Origin of the sequence: Halodesulfovibrio sp. (genome assembly GCF_025210605.1) — a bacterium.
GTDB lineage: Bacteria > Desulfobacterota > Desulfovibrionia > Desulfovibrionales > Desulfovibrionaceae > Halodesulfovibrio.
Genome location: NZ_JAOARI010000032.1, coordinates 107,765 through 127,796, shown reverse-complemented (window position 1 = coordinate 127,796; position 20,032 = coordinate 107,765). Strand labels below are relative to the sequence as shown.

Below are 20,032 nucleotides of genomic sequence, written 5' to 3'. Positions count from 1 at the left end.
AGTCTACGCTACGTCAAGGTCAGATGTGAAAAATAAAGAATGAAAATTTGCTTCATAGGCTTTATTTTTAACAGTAATTGCAAAGCTACATTACTACGCTATTGCAATACGCCCAAAAGGAATATTTATGCTTACAATAACAGTCCTTGTAGAAAACACTTCACATCGGGACGATCTTGTTCCGTCAAAAGCACTTTCGTTACTTCTTGAAGACGGTGACGAAAAGCTTTTATTGGATACCGGTGCAGACGCGGCATTCCTTAACAATGCAGAGACGCTTGGAATACAGCTGGAAAACATCAAGCAGGTCGCACTTTCGCATGGACATTACGATCATGCCGGTGGCATTCCGGCTCTTATGAAAGTCCAAAAGGGACAAAAGGAGCGCCCGATACTTACATGTCACCCTGATTGTTTTATTGAGCGCTATGTCGGCAAGAGAATAAAGGGAGCGCATCCCAGTCTTTTGAGAAAACTTGATGCGGGGTTAGATGAAAATAAAGTTAGAAATCACTTCATTGTGCAAGACTCAAAAGAACCTCAACGTATCGGAACAAAATTTTTGTTTTTGGGAGAAATACCAAGAAGTCCTGAATTCCTAGGTGGTGGTGCATTTGGTATTGCAAAGCACGGTACGAAATTTGTGGATGACTATTTGCGCGACGATACCGCGATTGTGTGGAAAGGGGCAGAAGGGCTTGTCATAATAACTGGCTGTAGCCATTCTGGAATAGGTAATATTATACAGAAAGCTCAAGAAATCACAGGCGAAAAGCGCATAGCAGGTATTGTTGGGGGGCTTCATTTGCGCGCAGCGGGTATTCCACATTTATTTCAGATTAGAAATTTCTTCAAAAGCACTGGCGTTGCACGTTCACACGCCTGTCATTGTACAGGGACTTTAGGAGGAATATGGCTGCCAAACAATGTTCCGGTAACCACGGGCGACATTATCATCTTCCATTAAACTCACAACAGATTGATCCGACATACATTTGTAAGAAAGAAAATAAAATACGGGCACACACTATTCATCGAGCGTTGCAGTGAATTTTATATAAAAACTATGGAAGCTGTGTCGGAGTGCCGCGTACCACGGAGTACCGTTCGCGTGCAGTTTTATTAGGAGTGAACTTGTTTGGATTGTCAACCGGTACAACCTCAAATGACTCTACATGAGCAAGCGGTATAAAAGTGCTGTTTTTAGCAGCATCAACAATGTTGAGCGTCGCTTGATCGGGTACATTCCAGCTGGTGCAACGGAAATCAGTAGAGCCGCCAGCAAGGTAGTATACAGTCAATATATACTCAGTAGACTCTGTGTGATGCATCATTTGAGATTGGTTATAGGCTGCTACGCTAGCTTGGGTTGACTCAATCCAGTGCAGCAATGCAGCTTTTCTATTTTCCAACGTGTTGTGTTCAGGACAAAGCCCCACGTGAAGAGCAAGAGGAGTGGTTGGGAGACCATACGTAAAGCCTCCAATCGAATCTTTTTTACAAATAAAACAAGGAATCATATCCACTCCTGAAAATAAATGAGGCTCCGACAAGAGTCGGAGCCATCTGATACTATATCAAAAAGCTGCTACAGACTCTTTAAGTAGTCTATGCCGTTTTTAATTAGAACGGTGCCAAGCTCTGCTTCTTCACCAGCAGTCCAACCCGGATGGTTAGTAGGGTGGTTATACGCCTCAGGATGCGGCATCATACCCAGAATACGTCCAGAAGGGTCTGTTAACCCAGCAATACCTAACGGAGAACCATTCGGGTTCATCGGGTATTCCTGCGTTACTTCGCCAGACTCTGGGTCAATGTACTGCAATGCAATTAAGTTGTTTTCTTGCAGAGCAGCAAGTGTTGCTTCATCCTTGGCAATAATTTTTCCCTCGCCATGGCGTACGGGGATATACAACGTGTCTACACCCTTTGTAAAAACACATGGGCTGTTTGCATTAGCTGCAAGATGCACCCATCTATCTTCATATCGGGCAGAATCGTTATGTGATAAGGAAACCTGACGCTCAAAGTACAATTCGTCAATTGCAGGCAATAACCCCAGCTTTACAAGTAATTGAAATCCATTGCAAATGCCGAAGATAATGCCGCCATTGGTAAAAAAGGTTTTAAGTTGATCGAGAAGCGGTTCGCCTTGCTCTGTTTTCGCATGCCGCCAGCGGTTTGCGGCAGCTTGAGCAGCACCCAGATCGTCACCATCAAGAAAACCACCCGGCAGAATCAAAAAATTGAAATCTGTTAAACTGGTGTCACCGGAAATAAGGTCTGAAAAATGCTTAACTTCAACACGGTCAGCTCCAGAAATTTTTGCAGCATGCGCGCATTCAACCTCGCAGTTCGTCCCATAGCCGGTAATAACCAGAGTATTAATCTGGGTCATTGCTCAAGTTTCTCCTAAAAAAAGATTAACACGGGGCTTTACAAAAAGTCGCTTTACTTACCTGATTAGTTCGGGTAGTGACTCACGGTTTTTGAAAGCAAAAAAATAGTCACCGTTTTAATAATTCGGGACTGATAGTTATAGTTGCGTCAGAGATAACAGTCAACGGCTGACGTAACTTCAAAAAAAGTGTATACGGACGGGATACGTTCGAAACAAAAATATATGTACCCTTGGTCATTAACTAATTTTTTAATAACTACGTTGTAGGCGAGAAAGAATGAAAACTAAGTTTATATTCGTTACTGGTGGGGTTTTGTCTTCTTTAGGGAAGGGCCTTTCAGCTGCATCAATCGGTGTTCTTTTAAAAGCTCGAGGCTTAAATGTAACCATTCAAAAACTCGACCCTTATATCAACGTTGACCCGGGCACAATGAACCCGTTTCAGCATGGTGAGGTATATGTAACGGATGACGGTGCAGAGACTGACCTCGACCTTGGTCATTACGAACGCTACCTCAACGTTCCTCTTTCTCAGAAAAACAACTACACCTCCGGTTCCATCTACCACAAAGTAATTACCAAAGAACGTCGTGGTGACTACCTCGGTGGTACTGTGCAGGTTATCCCGCATATTACTGATGAAATCAAAAAATGTGTTCTCAGCCTTGCAAGCGATGATCTCGATGTAGCAATTATCGAGATCGGCGGTACTGTTGGTGATATCGAAGGACTCCCATTCCTCGAAGCAATTCGCCAACTGCGTACAGATCTTGGTCGTGAGCAGTGCATGTACATCCACCTCACACTGGTTCCTTACCTTAAAGCTGCTGGTGAACACAAAACCAAGCCTACACAGCATAGTGTAAAAGAACTGCGTTCTATTGGTATTCAGCCGGATATGATTATCTGCCGTTGTGAAAAACCAATCGACGACCATCTTAAACATAAGATTGCTCTTTTCTGTAACGTAGATCGTGACGCGGTATTCTCTTGTGCTGACGTTAAAAACATCTACGAAGTTCCTCTCGCATTCTACGATGAAGGTCTTGACCAAAAAATCGCAATCATGCTTCGCCTTCCAGCGAAAAACGCAGACCTTGCTCCTTGGCAAAATCTGCTGCACAACTTCAATAATCCAAAAGGCAACGTAAAAATCGGTATCGTCGGCAAGTATGTTGACCTTAAAGAAGCGTACAAAAGCCTTCACGAAGCATTGGTGCACGGTGGTCTTACAAACCGTGTTACTGTTGATCTTGAATATGTTAACTCTGAAGAAATCAACGCAAAAAATGTTTCTTCTAAATTGAAAGGTCTCGACGGTATCCTCGTACCGGGTGGATTTGGTCATCGCGGTGTAGAAGGCAAAATGCTTGCAATCAGCTACGCACGTGAGAAAAAAGTACCATTCTTCGGTATCTGCCTCGGTATGCAGCTTGCTGTTATCGAATACGCTCGAAATGTTGTTGGCATTAAAGATGCTACCTCTGTTGAGTTTGACGAAAACGCGAAAGAGCCTCTCATCTACCTTATGACTGAGTGGTACGACTTCCGTAAAGAAGCAGTTGAAAAGCGTGATGAAGAAACAGACAAAGGCGGCACTCTCCGTCTTGGCGCTTACCCATGTAAAGTTCGTCCAAAAACCAATGCACAGGTTGCGTACGGTGAAGAGATGATCTCAGAACGCCATCGTCATCGTTACGAATTCAACAATGCATACTACAAACGCCTTGAAGAAGCTGGCATGACCTTCTCTGGCGTATCTCCGGATGAAACTCTTGTTGAAATTGTAGAAGTAAAAGATCATCCATGGTTCCTCGCTTGTCAGTTCCACCCAGAGTTTAAATCAACACCAATGAACCCGCATCCACTTTTCCGTGAGTTCATTAAGGCTTCAAAAACAAGCAAAAAATAATTACCGCTAGTTGTCTCGACAAAACTGATGTCGGAGCCATGCGAACTATCTTAACATCATTTTACAGATGATCTGGCAGTAGTCAGTAGAATGGCTAGGCTCAATAGATAGTTCAGCGAACATAGAATACATATACTATTATCAGTTATATAAAAAATCGGGATATGCGGATTGCATGTCCCGATTTTCTCTTTCAATCCCCCTGTGATTCGAGTAATTTTACACTTTACATTCCCAAACAGGATTACCGACCATGAAACATATCAAAAACGGGTCTGCGCTCTATGCAGAACTGACAACATCTCCCTTTATTTTTGCAGGACCTTGTGCGCTTGAAAGTTTTGAGCTTGCAATGGAAACAGCACATGCCGTAAAAGAAGCTGCCGAGGCAGCGGGCTTAAAGGCTGTGTTCAAAAGCTCATACGATAAAGCAAACCGTACTTCGCTTTCCAGCTTCAGAGGTCCGGGGCTTTCTAAAGGCATTGAGTGGCTTGCCCGTATTAAAGAAGAGACCGGCTTGCCGGTTGTGACAGATATTCATGAGCCGGAACAGGCTGCACCAGTCGCTGAAGTAGCTGACGTTATGCAGATTCCGGCTTTTTTATGCCGTCAGACTAGCCTTCTCATTGCTGCAGCCTCCACAGGGCGCGTTATCAATGTGAAAAAAGGACAGTTTGTTGCACCATGGGATATGAAGCCTGCATTAGACAAATTATTTTCTACAGGGAACAAAAACATCATGCTGACAGAGCGGGGCGCATCCTTCGGTTACAACAATTTAGTTGTTGATTTCCGCTCTTTCCCAATTATGCAGTCCTATGGTGTTCCAGTAGTTTTTGACGCGACCCACTCTGTACAACTTCCTGGCGGACAGGGCGGCTCGTCCGGTGGTGACAGATCATTTGTTCCACGTCTTTCCCGTGCAGCTGTTGCAGCCGGTGTAGACGGTGTCTTTATTGAGACTCATCCAGACCCTGATAACGCTCTTTGTGATGGTCCTAACAGCTGGCCATTAGACAAACTTCCTCATCTGCTGCGAGACCTCTCTGCACTTTGGAGTATGACCTATGAAAGCTGATTGTCTTGCCAAAGACATCAAACTAATTATTCTTGATTGTGACGGCGTGCTCACCGACGGTGGATTATACTACGACCACGATGGTAATGTGACCAAGCGCTTTAATGTTCTTGATGGACTCGGCATTAAGGCAGCACAAGCATGCGACCTTGTTATAGGCGTCATTACGGGACTTGATGCTAAGTCCGTTGCCACACGAATGAACGATCTAGGTATTGTTGATTATTATGCAGGACATTTGAAAAAAATGGTGTGCATTGAAGAGATTAAAGATAAATATGATCTAGAGTGGAATCAAATTGCATACATTGGCGACGACTGGATTGATTTGCCACCAATGCGAAAAGTGGGACTTCCAATTGCCGTTGCGAATGCAATGCCTGAAGTGAAGGACGTTGCTATCTTCCACACAGATGCTGCTGGCGGACATGGTGCTGTTCGTGAAGCATTAAACTTTATTATGAAAGCTCAAGGAAAACTTGAGGGAATTGTCAATTCCATAGGTGGATAAATGAGAAAATGGTTGATTTGGGGTGTGTTGTTAGTCCTGATAGGTGGCGGATTATATTACCTGCAAACATCTGTAGAAAAACAGATTGCTGAAGAGGTAAAAGATGTCATCGGCAACGACGCTGAAACAAATGTAGACCTTTCTTTGCAAGGCATCGAATTGAAACAAGGGGAAGACGGCAAAGAGCTGTGGACCCTCAAAGCCAGTAACGGCTGGTATCAAAAAGATGAAAGTATTATTGACCTTGCCGAGCCGGACATTATGTACTTCGTTCAGCCAAATCGGGATAAAGTACATATTGTTGCTCCACACGGAACAATCAACCAGCGCGAAGGCATAGCCCGATTGTGGGGCGATGTTACAGTCAGCAATCCTAAGGGGACAATTACAAGCAGCGAACTCTCCTTTGAAGATAAAAAGAAGATGCTGTTTATGACTGGCAGCGTTACGTTTACCGGCGAAGGATTTGCCGGTTCTTCCGATGAAGCAAGTTGGAATTTAAAAGATAATCAAATCACAGCAACCGGTAATGTCACTGTGCAGTTTCGCGCTGCAAAATTGAATGACGCCGTTGGTGGAGAAAAATAATGAAAGCTCTTTTTCGAGTTCTGGTGTTGTCACTGTGCCTTTTAACCGCTACAGGCGCATTTGCAGCTCCTGCAATGGAAGACGTTAAAGTAACGTCAGAAAAAATGACATACAGTGCTGATGGTCAAACAGTTGTATTCACAGGCAATGTTGTCGTTAAGCACCCACAGGCAGATATGTGGGCGAATAAAGTCACTGTATACTTACGCAACAACGAAGGCTCAAAAAAAACTGATTCTACCAGCGGGGTAGACGCAGGTAAATTGGACAAGATTGTTGCGGAAGGGAACGTACGAATCGAAATGGAAAAAAATCGATCCGGCTTCTGTCAGACTGCAACATACTCATTAGACGAAGAGCTTCTAGTAATGACTGGTTCCCCGAAATTAAGCGAAGGTAAAAATACCATTACCGGCGATGTCATTAAATTCTGGGTAAAAGAAAACCGCAGCGAAGTTCTCGGTTCTTCTTCAAAACCTGTTGAAGCCATCTTCTCAGCACCGGGTAAGGTGAAGAAATAATGTCTGTTATTCAAGCAGAGGGGCTTTGCAAAATCTACGGCAAGCGCGAAGTCGTCCGAAATATCAACCTGCAAATGGAGCAGGGGGAAATAGTCGGGCTTCTCGGACCTAACGGTGCGGGTAAAACTACAACGTTCTACATGCTTATCGGCATTGTTAAACCTAATGCCGGTGTTGTACGTGTAGATAATATGCAAGTTACAGACTGGCCACTCCATGAACGTGCGCGAATTGGTCTAAGTTATCTTCCGCAGGAAAGCTCTGTCTTTAAAAAATTAACAGTTTCGCAAAACTTGCAGCTTATTTTAGAACAGACAGAACTTTCGCGTGCCGATCAAAAAAAACGTGAAGAAGAGTTGCTGGAAGAATTTGGGATTACGCATATCCGTGACACACACGCTATGCATATCTCAGGTGGCGAGCGTCGACGTCTCGAAATCGCACGCGCACTTATTCGTGATCCTAAGTTTATTCTTCTTGATGAACCTTTTGCAGGCATTGACCCTCTCGCGGTTGATGACATTCAGGATATTATTCGTAAGCTGCGTGACAAAGGAATGGGCGTACTCATTTCCGACCACAATGTTCGAGAAACACTAAAAATTTGTGACCGTGCGAACCTTGTGTACGAAGGACAAATTATTCTTTCCGGTACGCCGGAAGAGATTGTAAACAACCCGAAGGCGCGCAGTGTCTACCTTGGCGAAGGTTTCACACTCTAGTGTGCTGATAAAAAATATAATTTGCGACCTTGCAACACAAAAAAGCCCGTCTAACGGGCTTTTTTCTTTGTTGCATATAACGTTCCTATATGGCAAAAAAGAGATTAGTTATGTGATTTGGAATGTTTTTTGATAGGCAGTACTCATACATTATATTTCAGCTTTTTAGCTAGTCGAACCACATAGGACATTCTTATATATGGCTCTTGAACTTCGCCAACAATTGAAACTTGCTCAGCAGCTTGTAATGACTCCGCAGTTACAGCAGGCAATCAAACTGCTGCAACTTTCCCGCGTGGAACTTGCTGAAACCGTTCAGCAAGAGTTGCTGGAGAATCCTTTTTTGGAAGAGTCCTTGGAAGAAGCCGCCAATCCAGACAAAACTTCCGCTACAGAACAGCGTAAAGATGAACAGGAAGCTTATGATAAAGAGCTTTCTAATAACGCTGACTGGGAAGACTATCTCGGTGATTTTTCAAGCACTACCAAACAGGTCTCAATGCGAGAATCTGAAGCACTAGAAGAAATGAGCTCCTTCGAAGCTCGTCTTGCTCCTGCTCCAACGTTAGATGGACACTTGAACTGGCAGTTGATGCTTTCTCCGCTTACTGAAGAACAAATTAAAGTAGGAGAGGTTATCATAAGCAGCATTAGTTCTAACGGATACTTACATGTATCAGTTGAAGAACTAGCGCAGCTTGCTCAAAGCGATACAGAAACTGTTGAAGAAATGATCGAACATATTCAGCAGTTTGACCCTGTTGGTGTGGCTGCTCGCACCCCGCAGGAATGTCTGCTCGTTCAAATTAAAGCGCTTAACTATGACCGTGATCCAATTCTTGTAGATATCGTTACAAATCATCTCGAAGACTTGGAAAAGCGTCGTTACAAACCGCTTGCTCGTAAATACAAAATTTCTCTCGAAGATCTCAAAGAATATTTGGATGTAATCCAAAGTCTTGACCCTATGCCGGGTGCACGCTTTGGTGGTGGAGAGGCGCAGTATGTTTCTCCAGATGTTTACATCTATGAATATGAAGGCGATTTTGTCATCGTTTTAAACGAAGACGGATTGCCGCAGTTGCAGCTGAGTGAGTTAACCGAGCAGCTTCCTAAAACCACGAATGCTGAAGAAAAAGACTACTATCAGGACAAAATGCGTTCTGCATCCTGGCTTATAAAAAGTCTGTACCAACGCCAACGAACTTTATATAAAGTAGTCGAAAGCATTATAAAATATCAAAAAGAATTCTTTCAAAATGGTGTGACAGCGCTGAAACCACTTATTTTGAAAGACATTGCAGATGATATCGGCATGCACGAATCTACCGTCAGCCGAATTACTACAAATAAATATATTTCGACCCCGCATGGTATTTTTGAGTTAAAGTTCTTTTTTAACAGTGCAATTGGCCTTGATGATGGAAGTCAGGTCGGATCAGAGAGCGTCAAAGCCCTCATTAAAAAACTCATTAGTGAAGAAAATACTAAAAAACCACTTAGCGATGAAAAAATCGGAGAAATCTTAAAAGAAAAACTACAGGTTAACATTGCACGAAGAACTGTTGCAAAATACCGTACCGCAATGAATATCCCTTCATCATCCAAGAGAAAGGTGGTATTCTAGAAGCGAAACCAGCTGACTCACAGGGTTTCAAAAGTATCCTATTAGGAGGCACCATGAACATCGTATTCACTTTCAAGAACTTTGAGCCTTCCAATCACCTGAAAGCATATGCCAAACGTCGCTTTAGCAAACTTGGCAGATTCTTACCGAACCCTGAACATATGGAAATGCAAGTCTCACTTTCTGTTGACAATTTCCGCCACAAAGCAGAAATTCTATTGGTATCGGACAACCTGAACTTATCCGCTACCGAACAGTCAGAAGACATGTATGCAACTGTTGATCTTGTTCGTGATAAACTAAAAGCACAGATCATACGTCGTACGGAAAAATCGCAAGCGAAACGCAAGGGTGCAGAAAAGTTTGTACTCGAAGGCACTATGCCTCCCGAAGAGGCAGCCGAATCAGAAAGAACCATCATAGGTATGGACAACTTTGTGCCGAAACCTATGGGACTTGACGAAGCTGCTATGCAACTTGATGCGCTGGATTATGACTTCCTTGTTTTTCTTAATGCCGAAACCGAACGGGTCAATGTAATCTATCGCCGAAAAGATAATAATTTCGGGCTGATCGACCCTGTTCTCTAGGAAACGCAATGAAACTGGGTGAATACCTGGAAAAAGAACTTGTATTGCCGGAGCTTACCGCCAGCACCAAACAAGAGGCGCTGGCGGAGCTCTTGGCTCCTGTCGTTGATAAAAATCCATCGTTAAATGCTGAAGATGTATTTAACGTACTTATGGAACGAGAAGCTCTCGGCACCACAGGCATTGGCAATGGCATTGCCATTCCTCATGGGAAATTATCTTCGCTTGATAAAATTGTAGTTGTTGCCGGTCGAAGCTCTGACGGGCTGGACTTTGATGCGCTTGACCAAAAGCCGTGTAAGATTTTCTTTATGGTGTTAGCACCGGAAAATGTAGCCGGTACTCATCTACGCATCCTTGCTCAAATTTCCCGACTCTTGAAGGATGAAGATTTCAAACAGTTATTCATGGAATCCGACACACAAGAGACATTGTGGAACCTTTTATCTGCTGCGTAGCGTGAGAGTATTATGACTTCGGTATCTTCGCGATCAATTCCTGTAATTATAGTTGCAGGACTTTCCGGGGCAGGCAAAAGTAGTGCCCTTAAAGTATTTGAAGACATGGCGTATTACACAATCGACGGTCTTCCGGTATCAATGACATCGCAATTTATCGAAGTGCTTACAAACTGTGCGCTCGAAAGTTATAAAGGGATAGTATTAGGGGTGGATGTTCGGCAAAGCACATTCAGAGACGAATGGGCGGCAACAATCAAAGAGTTGGCGTCAGCCGGATATTCACCTACAGTTATTTTTTTAGAGTCGCGTGCTGACGTGATTTTGCGTAGATACAAAGAGACCAGACGTCCGCATCCTTTTGAGGGAAGTGGCACAGGGCTTGAGCAAGCCATGACCCGCGAACGCGAGTTAATGGCTCCAGCGCGAGCTGAAGCAGACTTTATATTTGATACATCAGAATATTCTATCCACGATTTGCGCCGAGTGTTGCAACGTAGATGGCAGTCTGAAGAAAGTGATGCAAAAGGACTTAAAGTTCACCTTATGAGCTTTGGGTTCAAGCACAGCACGCCTTCTGAAGCTGATATGATTTTAGATTTACGCTTTTTACCAAACCCATACCACGAACCTAAACTTCGCTCTTATAGTGGACAGGATTCTGTTGTTGTTTCATACGTACTCGACAACAGTATGGGGCAAATTTATTTAAAAAAGCTCGAAGATTTATTGCATTTTACGCTTATGCAAATGGAAAAAGAAGGGCGTTACCGCATCACCATTGGTTTTGGATGTACTGGTGGACGCCATCGTTCCGTTGCAGTAACTGAGGCGATTTACGAATTTTTGAAAAAATCTGACTTTGCTGTATCAAAAGAGCACCGTCATATTAACTTGGTGTAACGCCATAAGCTAATTATATATAGTATCTCATGCCTAGCACATTTCCTGAAGAAACAAATATTGGTGTAGTTATCGTTACCCACACTAACTACGGCGCAGCTCTTTTGAGTGCGGCGGAAGTTATTATGGGCAAGCAGCCTTCCTGCGAAACTGTAAGTGTTGACAGTGAGAAAGACGTATCTGAAACGGTAGCAACTATTAAAGAAATGGTTGAAAAAGTTGATGCTGGACGTGGCGTTCTCATGCTTACAGATATGTTCGGGGGTACTCCAACTAACTTAAGCCTTTCTTTACTTGGCACCAGACATTTAGAAGTACTTACAGGTGTAAACCTTCCGATGCTCCTCAAAGTTTTTGGATGCCGTACAATGACATTGGATCGTCTTGCAATTGAAGCAAAGGACGCAGGAGGCAAGGGCATTGTTATGGCGGGCGAAATCCTGCGAAGCAAGGTTAACGGGTAACGTATGGCTTGGATTCGCATCGACAACCGCCTGATTCATGGACAAGTCATTGAAACGTGGATTCCATACACGAACGCTAAACATCTGCTTGTCGTTAATGATGACTTTGCTGAAGATGTTCTACGGCAACAAATTGCTACACTTGCAATTCCGGGCAGAATCTCTGTAGACTTTATCCATATTCCAGAAATTATGCCGTATGCTCAAAGCAACAATCTTCAAGATACCCTCATTATTTTAGCTGACTGTGTAGATGCAAAACGTATTCATGACGAAGGCTTTTCCTTTGAATCAATAAACATAGGCAACCTTCATTATGCCCCTGGTAAGAAGCAGCTTTGCGATCATATTGCAATTTCAGATTATGATGAAAAGTGCCTGAAATTTTTTGCCAACCACGAAATCAATCTCGATTTTCGCTGCGTCCCTAATCAACCATTGCAAATTAAGGGGTTATTGTAATGGATGCCGTATTTCCTGCTCTACAATTATCCTCAATTAGCTGGCTTGGCGGCTACGCTTTTTTTTTGCCATTCTAGCGCTATTACGCACAAACATTAATATAGGCTTTGTAGAACGTCCGCTGGCGATTGGTTTTTTATGGGCAATAATAACAGGGGAGTGGGAGTTAGCACTTCCCGCCGCTATTTTTTATGAATTATTCTGGCTCGATCTTTTTCCAGTGGGCACATACATTCCGCCCAATGGAACCGCTGCTCTGTTGGCTACACTAGCCTCAGCCAGTTTTTTTTCATTAACAACTCCATCACAGCTCATCATCCCAATGATGCTTGCTATGCCAGCAGCGTTGATAAGTCCTTATCTTGAACAAACGTTGCGGCAACGCCATAACACTCACCATAACCAACTCCTGTCCCTCGCAACACCTGAAAACGTTATTGATGAGCAACTTTTTTTACACAAAATTATCACTAAAGCCTTGCTCCAAACCGTTGCTGCAAACTTTATTTTCTTTGCCCTATACCTGCTTGTGCTAATTTGCACTATCTCAGCTTCATACAGCGTATATGGCTCTATTATTGAGTATCCAGGCGTCTCATGGAGCTATTTGTGGTTCTTTGCTGCACTTGGTGGTGTTTTGTCCCTGAGAGTGCGCAGTGCCTACTATTCCTTCTTTTTTTTCCTCTTTGCTGTAGTGCTTATTACTAATCTATAGTGTTCTGCTTTATAAAAAAATGGATTAAGTAGCATACAACCACTTGGCAGCCGATTTGGTTTGTGCTATCTGTCACAAACTCAGTTTGGAAATAGGCGTGAACAACGCGTTACAACAATTTCTGGAGGAAATTACCATGGCAGTACTCGTAATGGGACATATGAACCCTGACACTGACTCTATCATTTCTGCAATCGCTGTTGCGGATGCACTCAATAAACGTGGCATCGAAGCTAAAGCTGTAGCACAGGGCGAAGTTACCCCTGAATCTGCTTTCGTGCTTGAAAAATTCGGTCTCGAAGCTCCAGAAGTTGTTACTTCTGTTGCAGGTCAGAAAGTATGGCTCGTAGATACTTCTGATAAAGCTCAGCTCCCTGCTGATATCGACGAAGCTGAAATCTGTGGCGTAATCGACCACCACAAACTGGGCGATATCACTACTTCCAACCCTCTCGAAATGTGGGTATGGCCTGTAGGTTGTAGCTGTACTGCAATTAAAGGTTTCTACGACCACTACGGTCTTGAAATCCCTGCTGGCATCGCAGGCGGCATGCTCTGCGCTATCCTTTCCGATACCGTAATGTTCAAGTCTGTAACTTGCACAGACGCTGATAAAGTTGCTGTTGAAGCTCTCGCTAAAATGGCTGACGTAGCAGATACAACTGCACTCGGTATGGAAATGTTCAAAGTTAAATCTGCTGTTGACGGCGCAACCATGGAAGAGCTTGTTTTCCGTGATTACAAAGACTTTGACATGAACGGCAACAAAGTTGGTATTGGCCAGCTCGAAGTTGTTGACCTCTCTCTTCTTGACGCTGTAAAAACTGGTCTTAAAGAAGAAATCGCTAAAGTTAAAGCAGACGGTCGTCATTCCGTATTCCTTCTTCTTACAGACATCATGAAAGAAGGTTCCGAAATGCTCATCTGTTCTGACGACGCTTCCGTTGTTGAAAAAGCATTCGGCGTTGCAGGCGAAGAATCCGTATGGCTTGACGGCGTAATGAGCCGTAAAAAACAGGTTGTTCCTAACTTTGAAAAAGCTTTCAAATAGTAGGTAGCCTTTCGATTTTAAAGCCCCGAATTTTTTTTCGGGGCTTTTTTTATGACTTCATGCCGCGCAATGTTTCACTTAACGCAATGCATCTGAGTTCGCGTAGTCTTTTTCCAGACTCCGCTCCTAAATTTTGATCTTTAGCAGGTAATTCAACTGATAGAATTACTTCTAAATCTGCCTTCGCCTGCTCTAAATAATTTTTTCCAGAATCAGCCTCAACCAGCATGAAGAAATTTTCCAATATTTGCTGGCGATGCAAAGAGTAGAGCAAGTCCACCTTGGTTCCACTACGCAGTGAGAGATACTGCCCCCCCTTCATGTGTTGAAGCGCAGCAACGGCTCCTGCACGCACTAGATTATTCGAAAGCTTTAAACGCTGTCCAAGATTCTCAGCCAATTGTACACCACGCTTCTCATGTCCAATGTGTTGCGGTAAAATTTCTGGCTTTGTTTCCTGTTTTCCCAAGTCATGACAAAGTGCCATGTACCTCGTTACAATATCGTTGGGACATTTATTTATAGTTGTCACTATGTGCGTAAGACAATCTGCAGAATGATACTGAACAGGACCAGCGGGGATATCTGACATGCGAGAGAGTTCTGCAAACCAAGGGTTCAAGCAGCCTGCATCATTTAATACTGTAAAAAATCTACCCGGTTCAGAACAACGGAGAGCCTTCAACAGCTCTGTGCCAACACGTTCTGGTGTGAGATTATCTAGCATTCCAGAGGCAGCAACGCGTTGCATTTGAGTAATTGTATCAGGATGAATTGAAAATTCAGGCAGGGCGGCTGCAAAACGTGCAACACGAAAAACACGTACAGGGTCCTGTAAAAATGCTGTTTCAGAAGCAGGCTTAAGTATTTTATTTTGCAGGTCATGTAACGTGCTCGGAAGAGAGTAAATACGTGAATCCTCATCTAGCGCGAGTGCATTAATTGTAAGATCCCGAAAGGTGAGGTCTTCATCAATAGAGCCTCCTCTAAGCGGGGCGTACTCTATTCCGTTCAAAATACAAATTCCAAAGTCATTTCCAGCCTTGCGTGCTGAAGGATTGCAGCTTATAAAATTATCAACGGTTCCAGAAAATGCAAAGTCATATTCTTTTGGGGGGATACCAAGTAACATATCCCGAACCGCGCCGCCTACTAAATAAAACGTCATATCTTTGTCCTACTGTATGCAAAGATTATTTTAAAAAATATTTATTCAAATCACTAGTTTTACGGGCATGTTATGCATACGTGTTTTATATTACATAATCAAATTCCAGATATTGCATCAAAAATAACCCCTGAACGACTCGTCACAGCTCATAGTGGATGGGAGACAGTAGAAGAGCGCTCATGGGTTCAGTCCCAACACAATGGTTTTGATGTATTTAAATCAGAACTTCCACAATTTCCTGCTGACATATACCTATGCGGAGAATGCAGTTCTACTTTAGATGTTGCTCGCATTTTTAATGAAAAACAAATGCTCAACGAATGGGACTCAGTACTGGGATTACGCCAGAATAGCGGTCGAGGACAGCTACGCCGCGCATGGAATTCTCCTGAAGGTAACATTTATGCTGCAATGCGACTGCCTTCTACAGGTTTTTTTTCCAATGAAATAGGCTCCTTAGCGATAGGCTATTTATTAGTAGGAGCTTTGCAAAAGCTTGGCTATAATTCACGCATAAAGTGGCCTAATGATATTATGGTAGACGAGAAAAAGGTAGGTGGAATCTTACTGGAAGAGCGTGCCGGTATATTAATGGCAGGAATTGGAATTAATGTGCATTCCTATCCGCCAACGGAACTTTTACGTAACAATTGGGCAGTACCTGCAAGCTGTTTGTGCCAAAAAGAACAAACCCTGCCGATATTGCAGGTGTGGCAGACACTTGTAGACTACATGCATTTTTGCTACAACGCACAGGTTGTTCAGTATACTACCACGAAATTAATTTCGAGTGTTGAAAAGCAACTTGCTTGGCTGGGGCGAGAAGTATGGATCCACGGAAGTGATCTAGTCAATCGGTCGGGCAGGATTATGGGTATCTCTCAAGATGGTGGTCTTCGACTCCATCAGCAAGATGGAGAGAAGATTATTCATTCCGGTAGTATTTCCCTCCACCCGTGACTAGCTCACCAGATGGGTTATTTTTTGCAAAATGTCACCGACACTGCATAACGAGGATTGAATGGCAATTAAGACGTTTAAAGAAATTATGGAAGAAGTGAAAGGCAAGCCAATTCTGGTTGCCAACAGGGGCATTCCTGCCCGTCGTATCTGTCGCTCAATTCGTGAGCGCTTTGATGCTGTGGCTGTAATGACAGCTACGGATATTGATAAAACGTCTCCTGCCGCATCAGCCGCTCAAGAACTTCTTTTATTGGGCTCTGACCCACGAGCATATCTTGATATTGACAGAATCATCAGTCTGGCAAAAAAGCGCGGCGTAGTTGCTATTCACCCGGGATGGGGCTTTGCCTCAGAAGATCATAAATTCCCGACTAGGTGTGCCGAAGAAGGTATTATCTTCATTGGCTCCACAGCAGAGTCTATGAACCTGCTTGGCAACAAAGTACAAGTACGTGCTCTTGCGAAAAAATTAGGTGTACCTATTGTACCAGGCTCTGAAGGATCTGTTGATATCCCAACCGCACGCAAGTTCTGCGAAGAAATTGGCTTTCCAATTATGCTTAAAGCAGAAGGCGGCGGCGGTGGTCGTGGTATCTTCTTGATTCAGAATCAGGAAGAACTGGAAAGTGCTTTTGTTAAAGCGTCGACTATGGCGCAGGCATCTTTCGGTAACCCACGCCTTTACATCGAGAAGTTTTTAGCATCCGCGCGCCATATCGAAATTCAGGTAATTGGTGACAAGTACGGAAATGTATTTGCGTTCGACGAACGCGATTGTAGTATTCAGCGTAACCATCAGAAGCTTGTAGAAATTACTCCATCACCTTCTGATCTTATCACTCCAGAATTACGCAACCGCCTTAAAGAATACTCACGCAATCTTATTAAAGCTGTTTCATACGATTCTCTTGCTACAGTTGAATTTCTTGTAACTCCTGATGGCGAGCCTTACCTTATTGAGGTTAATACACGCCTTCAGGTTGAACACGGCATTACCGAAGTTCGTTACGGCATTGACCTTGTGGAAGAACAAATTGCTGTCGCCTTTGGAGCAGAACTTCGCTTCACAGAAGAAGAATGCCCTCCATCACAAATGGCAATGCAGCTCCGCATTAACTGCGAAGATCCACAGGACGACTTTGCACCTAACTGTGGTGTTGTATCACGATACATTTCTCCTGGTGGTCCTGGGATCCGCATTGATTCCAACTTGTCAGCTGGTTACGATTTTCCATCTAACTACGACTCCGCAGGTGCACTGCTGATTTCTCATGGTCGCGGTTGGAAAAAAGTTCTGGGGACAATGGAGCGTGCTCTTAATGAATACGCAATTGGCGGACTGAAAACGACCATTCCGTTCTTCAAGCAGGTTATCCGTCACCCTAAATTTAGACAGGGCGACTTTACCACTAATTTCATCGGCGATACTCCAGAGCTGCTTTGCTACACTGACTTAGCTCCTGAAGCTGAGCGTATATCTAAACTGATTGCAGAAATTTCTGCCAAGGGGTCAAACCCACATGTACAATTAGGTGAATACCGGTCTAAAGATACACCTCGCATAGGTGCGTTTAATCCTGTACTTCCTAAAATCAGTTCTAAAATCTTAAAAGCAGCTCCTGCATACCCTCAGGGTGACCGCAAAGCTCTGTTAGATTTTGTGCGTGACACAGACTACGTGCATTTCTGTGACACAACACCTCGTGATATTACACAATCTAACAGTGGCAACCGGTTCCGTCTTGCTGAAGACGAAATGATCGGTTCATATCTTGATAACTGCGGATTCTTCTCTATCGAAAACGGTGGTGGTGCACACTTCCATGTTGCCATGCTAGCAAACATGACCTACCCATTCACCGAAGCAGAGAAGTGGAACAAATTCGCCCCAAAAACGCTGAAGCAGATTCTCATTCGTTCAACGAATGTTCTTGGCTACAAACCACAGCCAAAGAATCTTATGCGATCAACGGGCGAAATGATTTGCGATCATTACGATGTTATCAGATGCTTTGACTTCCTGAACCATGTTGAAAACATGCGTCCATTTGCTGAAGTTGCACTCAACCGTAAAGAGGTGGTGTTCGAACCTGCTATTTCACTTTCGTGGGCAAAAGGGTTTGATGTTAAACACTACTTACAGGTAACTGAGGCTATTTTGGCTATGGTGGCTGATGTTGCTGGAGTAAGCACTAGAAAAGCTTCCGAAATGATTATCCTTGGTCTTAAAGATATGGCTGGCGTTTGCCCACCACGCTTTATGACTGAGCTTATCACTGCTATTCGCAAGCAATGGCCAACCCTTGTTACGCACTACCACAGACACTACACCGATGGATTATTTGTACCGACAGTAGGTGCTGCTGCCAAAGCAGGCGCACATATCGTCGATACAGGTATCGGTGCTGCTGTACGCTGGTACGGGCAGGGTGAAGTGCTTTCTACTGCTGCATATCTGGAAGAAGAGCTTGGTCTTAAAACCAATCTTAATAAGGATATGATCCGCGAGTGCAACTTTGTTCTCAAGCAGATCATGCCATATTACGATAAATACACCGCACCATTCTTCCAAGGCATCGACCATGATGTTGTGCATCATGCAATGCCTGGCGGTGCAACATCTTCTTCGCAGGAAGGTGCTTTAAAGCAGGGATACATTCACCTCCTTCCTTACATGCTTAAATTCCTCGCTGGTACACGCAAGGTAGTACGCTACCATGATGTAACACCGGGGTCACAAATTACTTGGAATACAGCGTTTCTTGCGGTAACCAACGCTTATAAGCGTGGCGGCGAAGAAGAAGTACGCTACTTGCTCGAAGTATTAGAGCATGTGACTAAGTATGACGAAAGTGAGCTAAGCGAAGAAATGAAAGAAGCGCGTCTTGCTATTTATCAGGATAGTAACGATGCCTTCCGTGATCTGCTTCTTGGTAAATTCGGCAAACTTCCACTTGGTTTCCCAGCGGATTGGGTATACCAGAGTGCATTCAGATCAGAATGGATGCAGGCAATTCAAAAACGCACTGAAGAATCTCCACTGCTTTCTTTAGAAGATATTGATTTTGCCGCCGAAGAAGTTGACTTTATCAGTCAAATGCGTCGTAAGCCAACGGATGAGGAGTTTATCATGTTCCTCAACCATCCGGCAGATGCACTTAAAACAGTTCGATTCAAACGTGATTTCGGCAACCCGAATAACGTACCGCTTGACGTTTGGTTTGAAGGTCTGGAAACAGGTAGGGAACTGCATTTTGTAGATGATAATGCAAAACCGCATTCCATGACTATCTTGCACATTTCAGCACCAGCACCAGATGGAAAATGTATTGTGCGGTATGTGTTGGATTCTGATATCATGAGTTATGATGTTCAGGTTGCAGCACCACAAGAAGCGGAAAGCGCCGGAACCGAAAAAGCGGATCCGAGCAACCCACTTCACGTAGCAGCACCATCCAACGGTGATCTCTGGATTATGTACGTTAACCCCGGAGATATTGTTAAAAAGGGTGAGGAACTCTTTAACGTTTCGATTATGAAACAGGAAAAAGCGGTACTCAGTCCGGCAAATGCTATGGTTAAGCGTGTACTGAAAACTGCTGATTACAAGGAAACCAAAATGATGGTTCCTGTTAAAGAGGGCGACTTGCTCATTGAGCTGGCTCCGATCCCGCGCCGTTGTAGCAACAAGGCTTGCCAGAAGCCGCTCTCCATAGAAGGTATGGCTTACTGCCACTTCTGTGGTGAAAAACTGGAAGCGTAGATGGGTCTCATGCATAGCATGAGTAAGGATTAGAGAATGTGGAGAGCCCCGTGTGGGGCTCTCCATTAAATAACCACCGTGTAGGTAATGCCTATAAAAAAAGTTGTTTAGTAAAATCTAATTCTAACGTTG

20 protein-coding genes are annotated in these 20,032 nt (G+C 43.8%); 17 read left to right on the top strand and 3 right to left on the bottom strand.

Features of this window, described 5'->3' with window-relative positions; all coding sequences use genetic code 11:
• Nucleotides 1-127: 127 nt before the first annotated feature.
• Nucleotides 128-967 (top strand): MBL fold metallo-hydrolase, encoded by an 840-nt coding sequence (locus tag N4A56_RS12880; RefSeq protein ID WP_295547812.1) that lies wholly within the window; start codon nucleotides 128-130, stop codon nucleotides 965-967.
• A gap of 97 nt (nucleotides 968-1,064) precedes the next feature.
• On the opposite strand, the gene N4A56_RS12875 is transcribed toward N4A56_RS12880, so the two are convergent.
• Together N4A56_RS12875 and N4A56_RS12870 are read right to left on the bottom strand one after the other, a co-directional pair.
• On the bottom strand, nucleotides 1,065-1,520 hold the full coding sequence (locus N4A56_RS12875; RefSeq protein ID WP_295547809.1) for a hypothetical protein: 456 nt from the start codon (nucleotides 1,518-1,520) through the stop codon (nucleotides 1,065-1,067).
• A 68-nt stretch (nucleotides 1,521-1,588) separates the two neighbouring features.
• Entirely contained in the window at nucleotides 1,589-2,398 is an 810-nt protein-coding gene (locus N4A56_RS12870) for a phosphoribosylformylglycinamidine synthase subunit PurQ (RefSeq protein WP_295547807.1), read from the bottom strand.
• Between the two features lie 280 nt (nucleotides 2,399-2,678).
• On the opposite strand from N4A56_RS12870, the gene N4A56_RS12865 reads away from it, so the two are divergent.
• From N4A56_RS12865 to N4A56_RS12800, 14 genes are all read left to right on the top strand, one after another.
• A complete protein-coding gene (locus N4A56_RS12865) occupies nucleotides 2,679-4,313 on the top strand; it encodes a CTP synthase (protein ID WP_295547805.1) in 1,635 nt (544 codons plus the stop codon).
• Between the two features lie 253 nt (nucleotides 4,314-4,566).
• A complete protein-coding gene (gene kdsA / locus N4A56_RS12860; protein ID WP_293669462.1) occupies nucleotides 4,567-5,391 on the top strand; it encodes a 3-deoxy-8-phosphooctulonate synthase in 825 nt (274 codons plus the stop codon).
• Nucleotides 5,381-5,902, top strand: coding sequence for an HAD hydrolase family protein (locus tag N4A56_RS12855; protein ID WP_293669464.1), 522 nt, complete (start codon nucleotides 5,381-5,383; stop codon nucleotides 5,900-5,902). Before kdsA ends, N4A56_RS12855 begins: the two co-directional genes overlap by 11 nt.
• A complete protein-coding gene (gene lptC / locus N4A56_RS12850) occupies nucleotides 5,903-6,490 on the top strand; it encodes an LPS export ABC transporter periplasmic protein LptC (RefSeq protein ID WP_295547804.1) in 588 nt (195 codons plus the stop codon).
• Nucleotides 6,490-7,011 carry an LptA/OstA family protein gene (locus N4A56_RS12845; protein WP_295547802.1) on the top strand — a complete coding sequence of 174 codons (522 nt, stop codon included), beginning with the start codon at nucleotides 6,490-6,492 and terminating at the stop codon, nucleotides 7,009-7,011. Before lptC ends, N4A56_RS12845 begins: the two co-directional genes overlap by 1 nt.
• Nucleotides 7,011-7,733: an LPS export ABC transporter ATP-binding protein gene (gene lptB / locus N4A56_RS12840; RefSeq protein WP_293669470.1), complete on the top strand. Its 723-nt coding sequence runs from the start codon at nucleotides 7,011-7,013 to the stop codon at nucleotides 7,731-7,733. The genes N4A56_RS12845 and lptB overlap by 1 nt, the downstream gene beginning before the upstream one ends.
• Before the next feature lie 199 nt (nucleotides 7,734-7,932).
• On the top strand, nucleotides 7,933-9,360 hold the full coding sequence (gene rpoN / locus N4A56_RS12835; protein ID WP_293669472.1) for an RNA polymerase factor sigma-54: 1,428 nt from the start codon (nucleotides 7,933-7,935) through the stop codon (nucleotides 9,358-9,360).
• Nucleotides 9,361-9,413: 53 nt separating this feature from the next.
• Nucleotides 9,414-9,950, top strand: a complete 537-nt coding sequence (gene raiA / locus N4A56_RS12830) for a ribosome-associated translation inhibitor RaiA (RefSeq protein WP_295547799.1) — start codon at nucleotides 9,414-9,416, stop codon at nucleotides 9,948-9,950.
• An 8-nt stretch (nucleotides 9,951-9,958) separates the two neighbouring features.
• The gene (locus N4A56_RS12825) at nucleotides 9,959-10,408 is read left to right on the top strand and encodes a PTS sugar transporter subunit IIA (RefSeq protein ID WP_293669475.1); all 450 of its coding nucleotides are present in this window, start codon (nucleotides 9,959-9,961) and stop codon (nucleotides 10,406-10,408) included.
• Nucleotides 10,409-10,420: 12 nt separating this feature from the next.
• Nucleotides 10,421-11,311 (top strand): RNase adapter RapZ, encoded by an 891-nt coding sequence (gene rapZ, locus N4A56_RS12820; RefSeq protein WP_293669477.1) that lies wholly within the window; start codon nucleotides 10,421-10,423, stop codon nucleotides 11,309-11,311.
• Between the two features lie 29 nt (nucleotides 11,312-11,340).
• Nucleotides 11,341-11,775, top strand: a complete 435-nt coding sequence (locus tag N4A56_RS12815) for a PTS sugar transporter subunit IIA (RefSeq protein ID WP_293669479.1) — start codon at nucleotides 11,341-11,343, stop codon at nucleotides 11,773-11,775.
• Between the two features lie 3 nt (nucleotides 11,776-11,778).
• The gene (locus N4A56_RS12810) at nucleotides 11,779-12,237 is read left to right on the top strand and encodes a PTS sugar transporter subunit IIB (RefSeq protein WP_293669481.1); all 459 of its coding nucleotides are present in this window, start codon (nucleotides 11,779-11,781) and stop codon (nucleotides 12,235-12,237) included.
• Between the two features lie 40 nt (nucleotides 12,238-12,277).
• A complete protein-coding gene (locus tag N4A56_RS12805; protein ID WP_366519924.1) occupies nucleotides 12,278-12,952 on the top strand; it encodes a PTS sugar transporter subunit IIC in 675 nt (224 codons plus the stop codon).
• Nucleotides 12,953-13,088: 136 nt separating this feature from the next.
• Entirely contained in the window at nucleotides 13,089-14,003 is a 915-nt protein-coding gene (locus tag N4A56_RS12800; RefSeq protein WP_295547796.1) for a manganese-dependent inorganic pyrophosphatase, read from the top strand.
• Between the two features lie 49 nt (nucleotides 14,004-14,052).
• On the opposite strand, the gene N4A56_RS12795 is transcribed toward N4A56_RS12800, so the two are convergent.
• Nucleotides 14,053-15,171, bottom strand: a complete 1,119-nt coding sequence (locus N4A56_RS12795; protein ID WP_295547795.1) for an HD domain-containing protein — start codon at nucleotides 15,169-15,171, stop codon at nucleotides 14,053-14,055.
• Nucleotides 15,172-15,243: 72 nt separating this feature from the next.
• Between N4A56_RS12795 and N4A56_RS12790 the strand changes: the two genes are divergently transcribed.
• Nucleotides 15,244-16,134 carry a biotin--[acetyl-CoA-carboxylase] ligase gene (locus N4A56_RS12790; RefSeq protein WP_295547794.1) on the top strand — a complete coding sequence of 297 codons (891 nt, stop codon included), beginning with the start codon at nucleotides 15,244-15,246 and terminating at the stop codon, nucleotides 16,132-16,134.
• A 61-nt stretch (nucleotides 16,135-16,195) separates the two neighbouring features.
• On the top strand, nucleotides 16,196-19,900 hold the full coding sequence (locus tag N4A56_RS12785) for a pyruvate carboxylase (RefSeq protein ID WP_293669489.1): 3,705 nt from the start codon (nucleotides 16,196-16,198) through the stop codon (nucleotides 19,898-19,900).
• The last annotated feature ends 132 nt before the right edge of the window (nucleotides 19,901-20,032 follow it).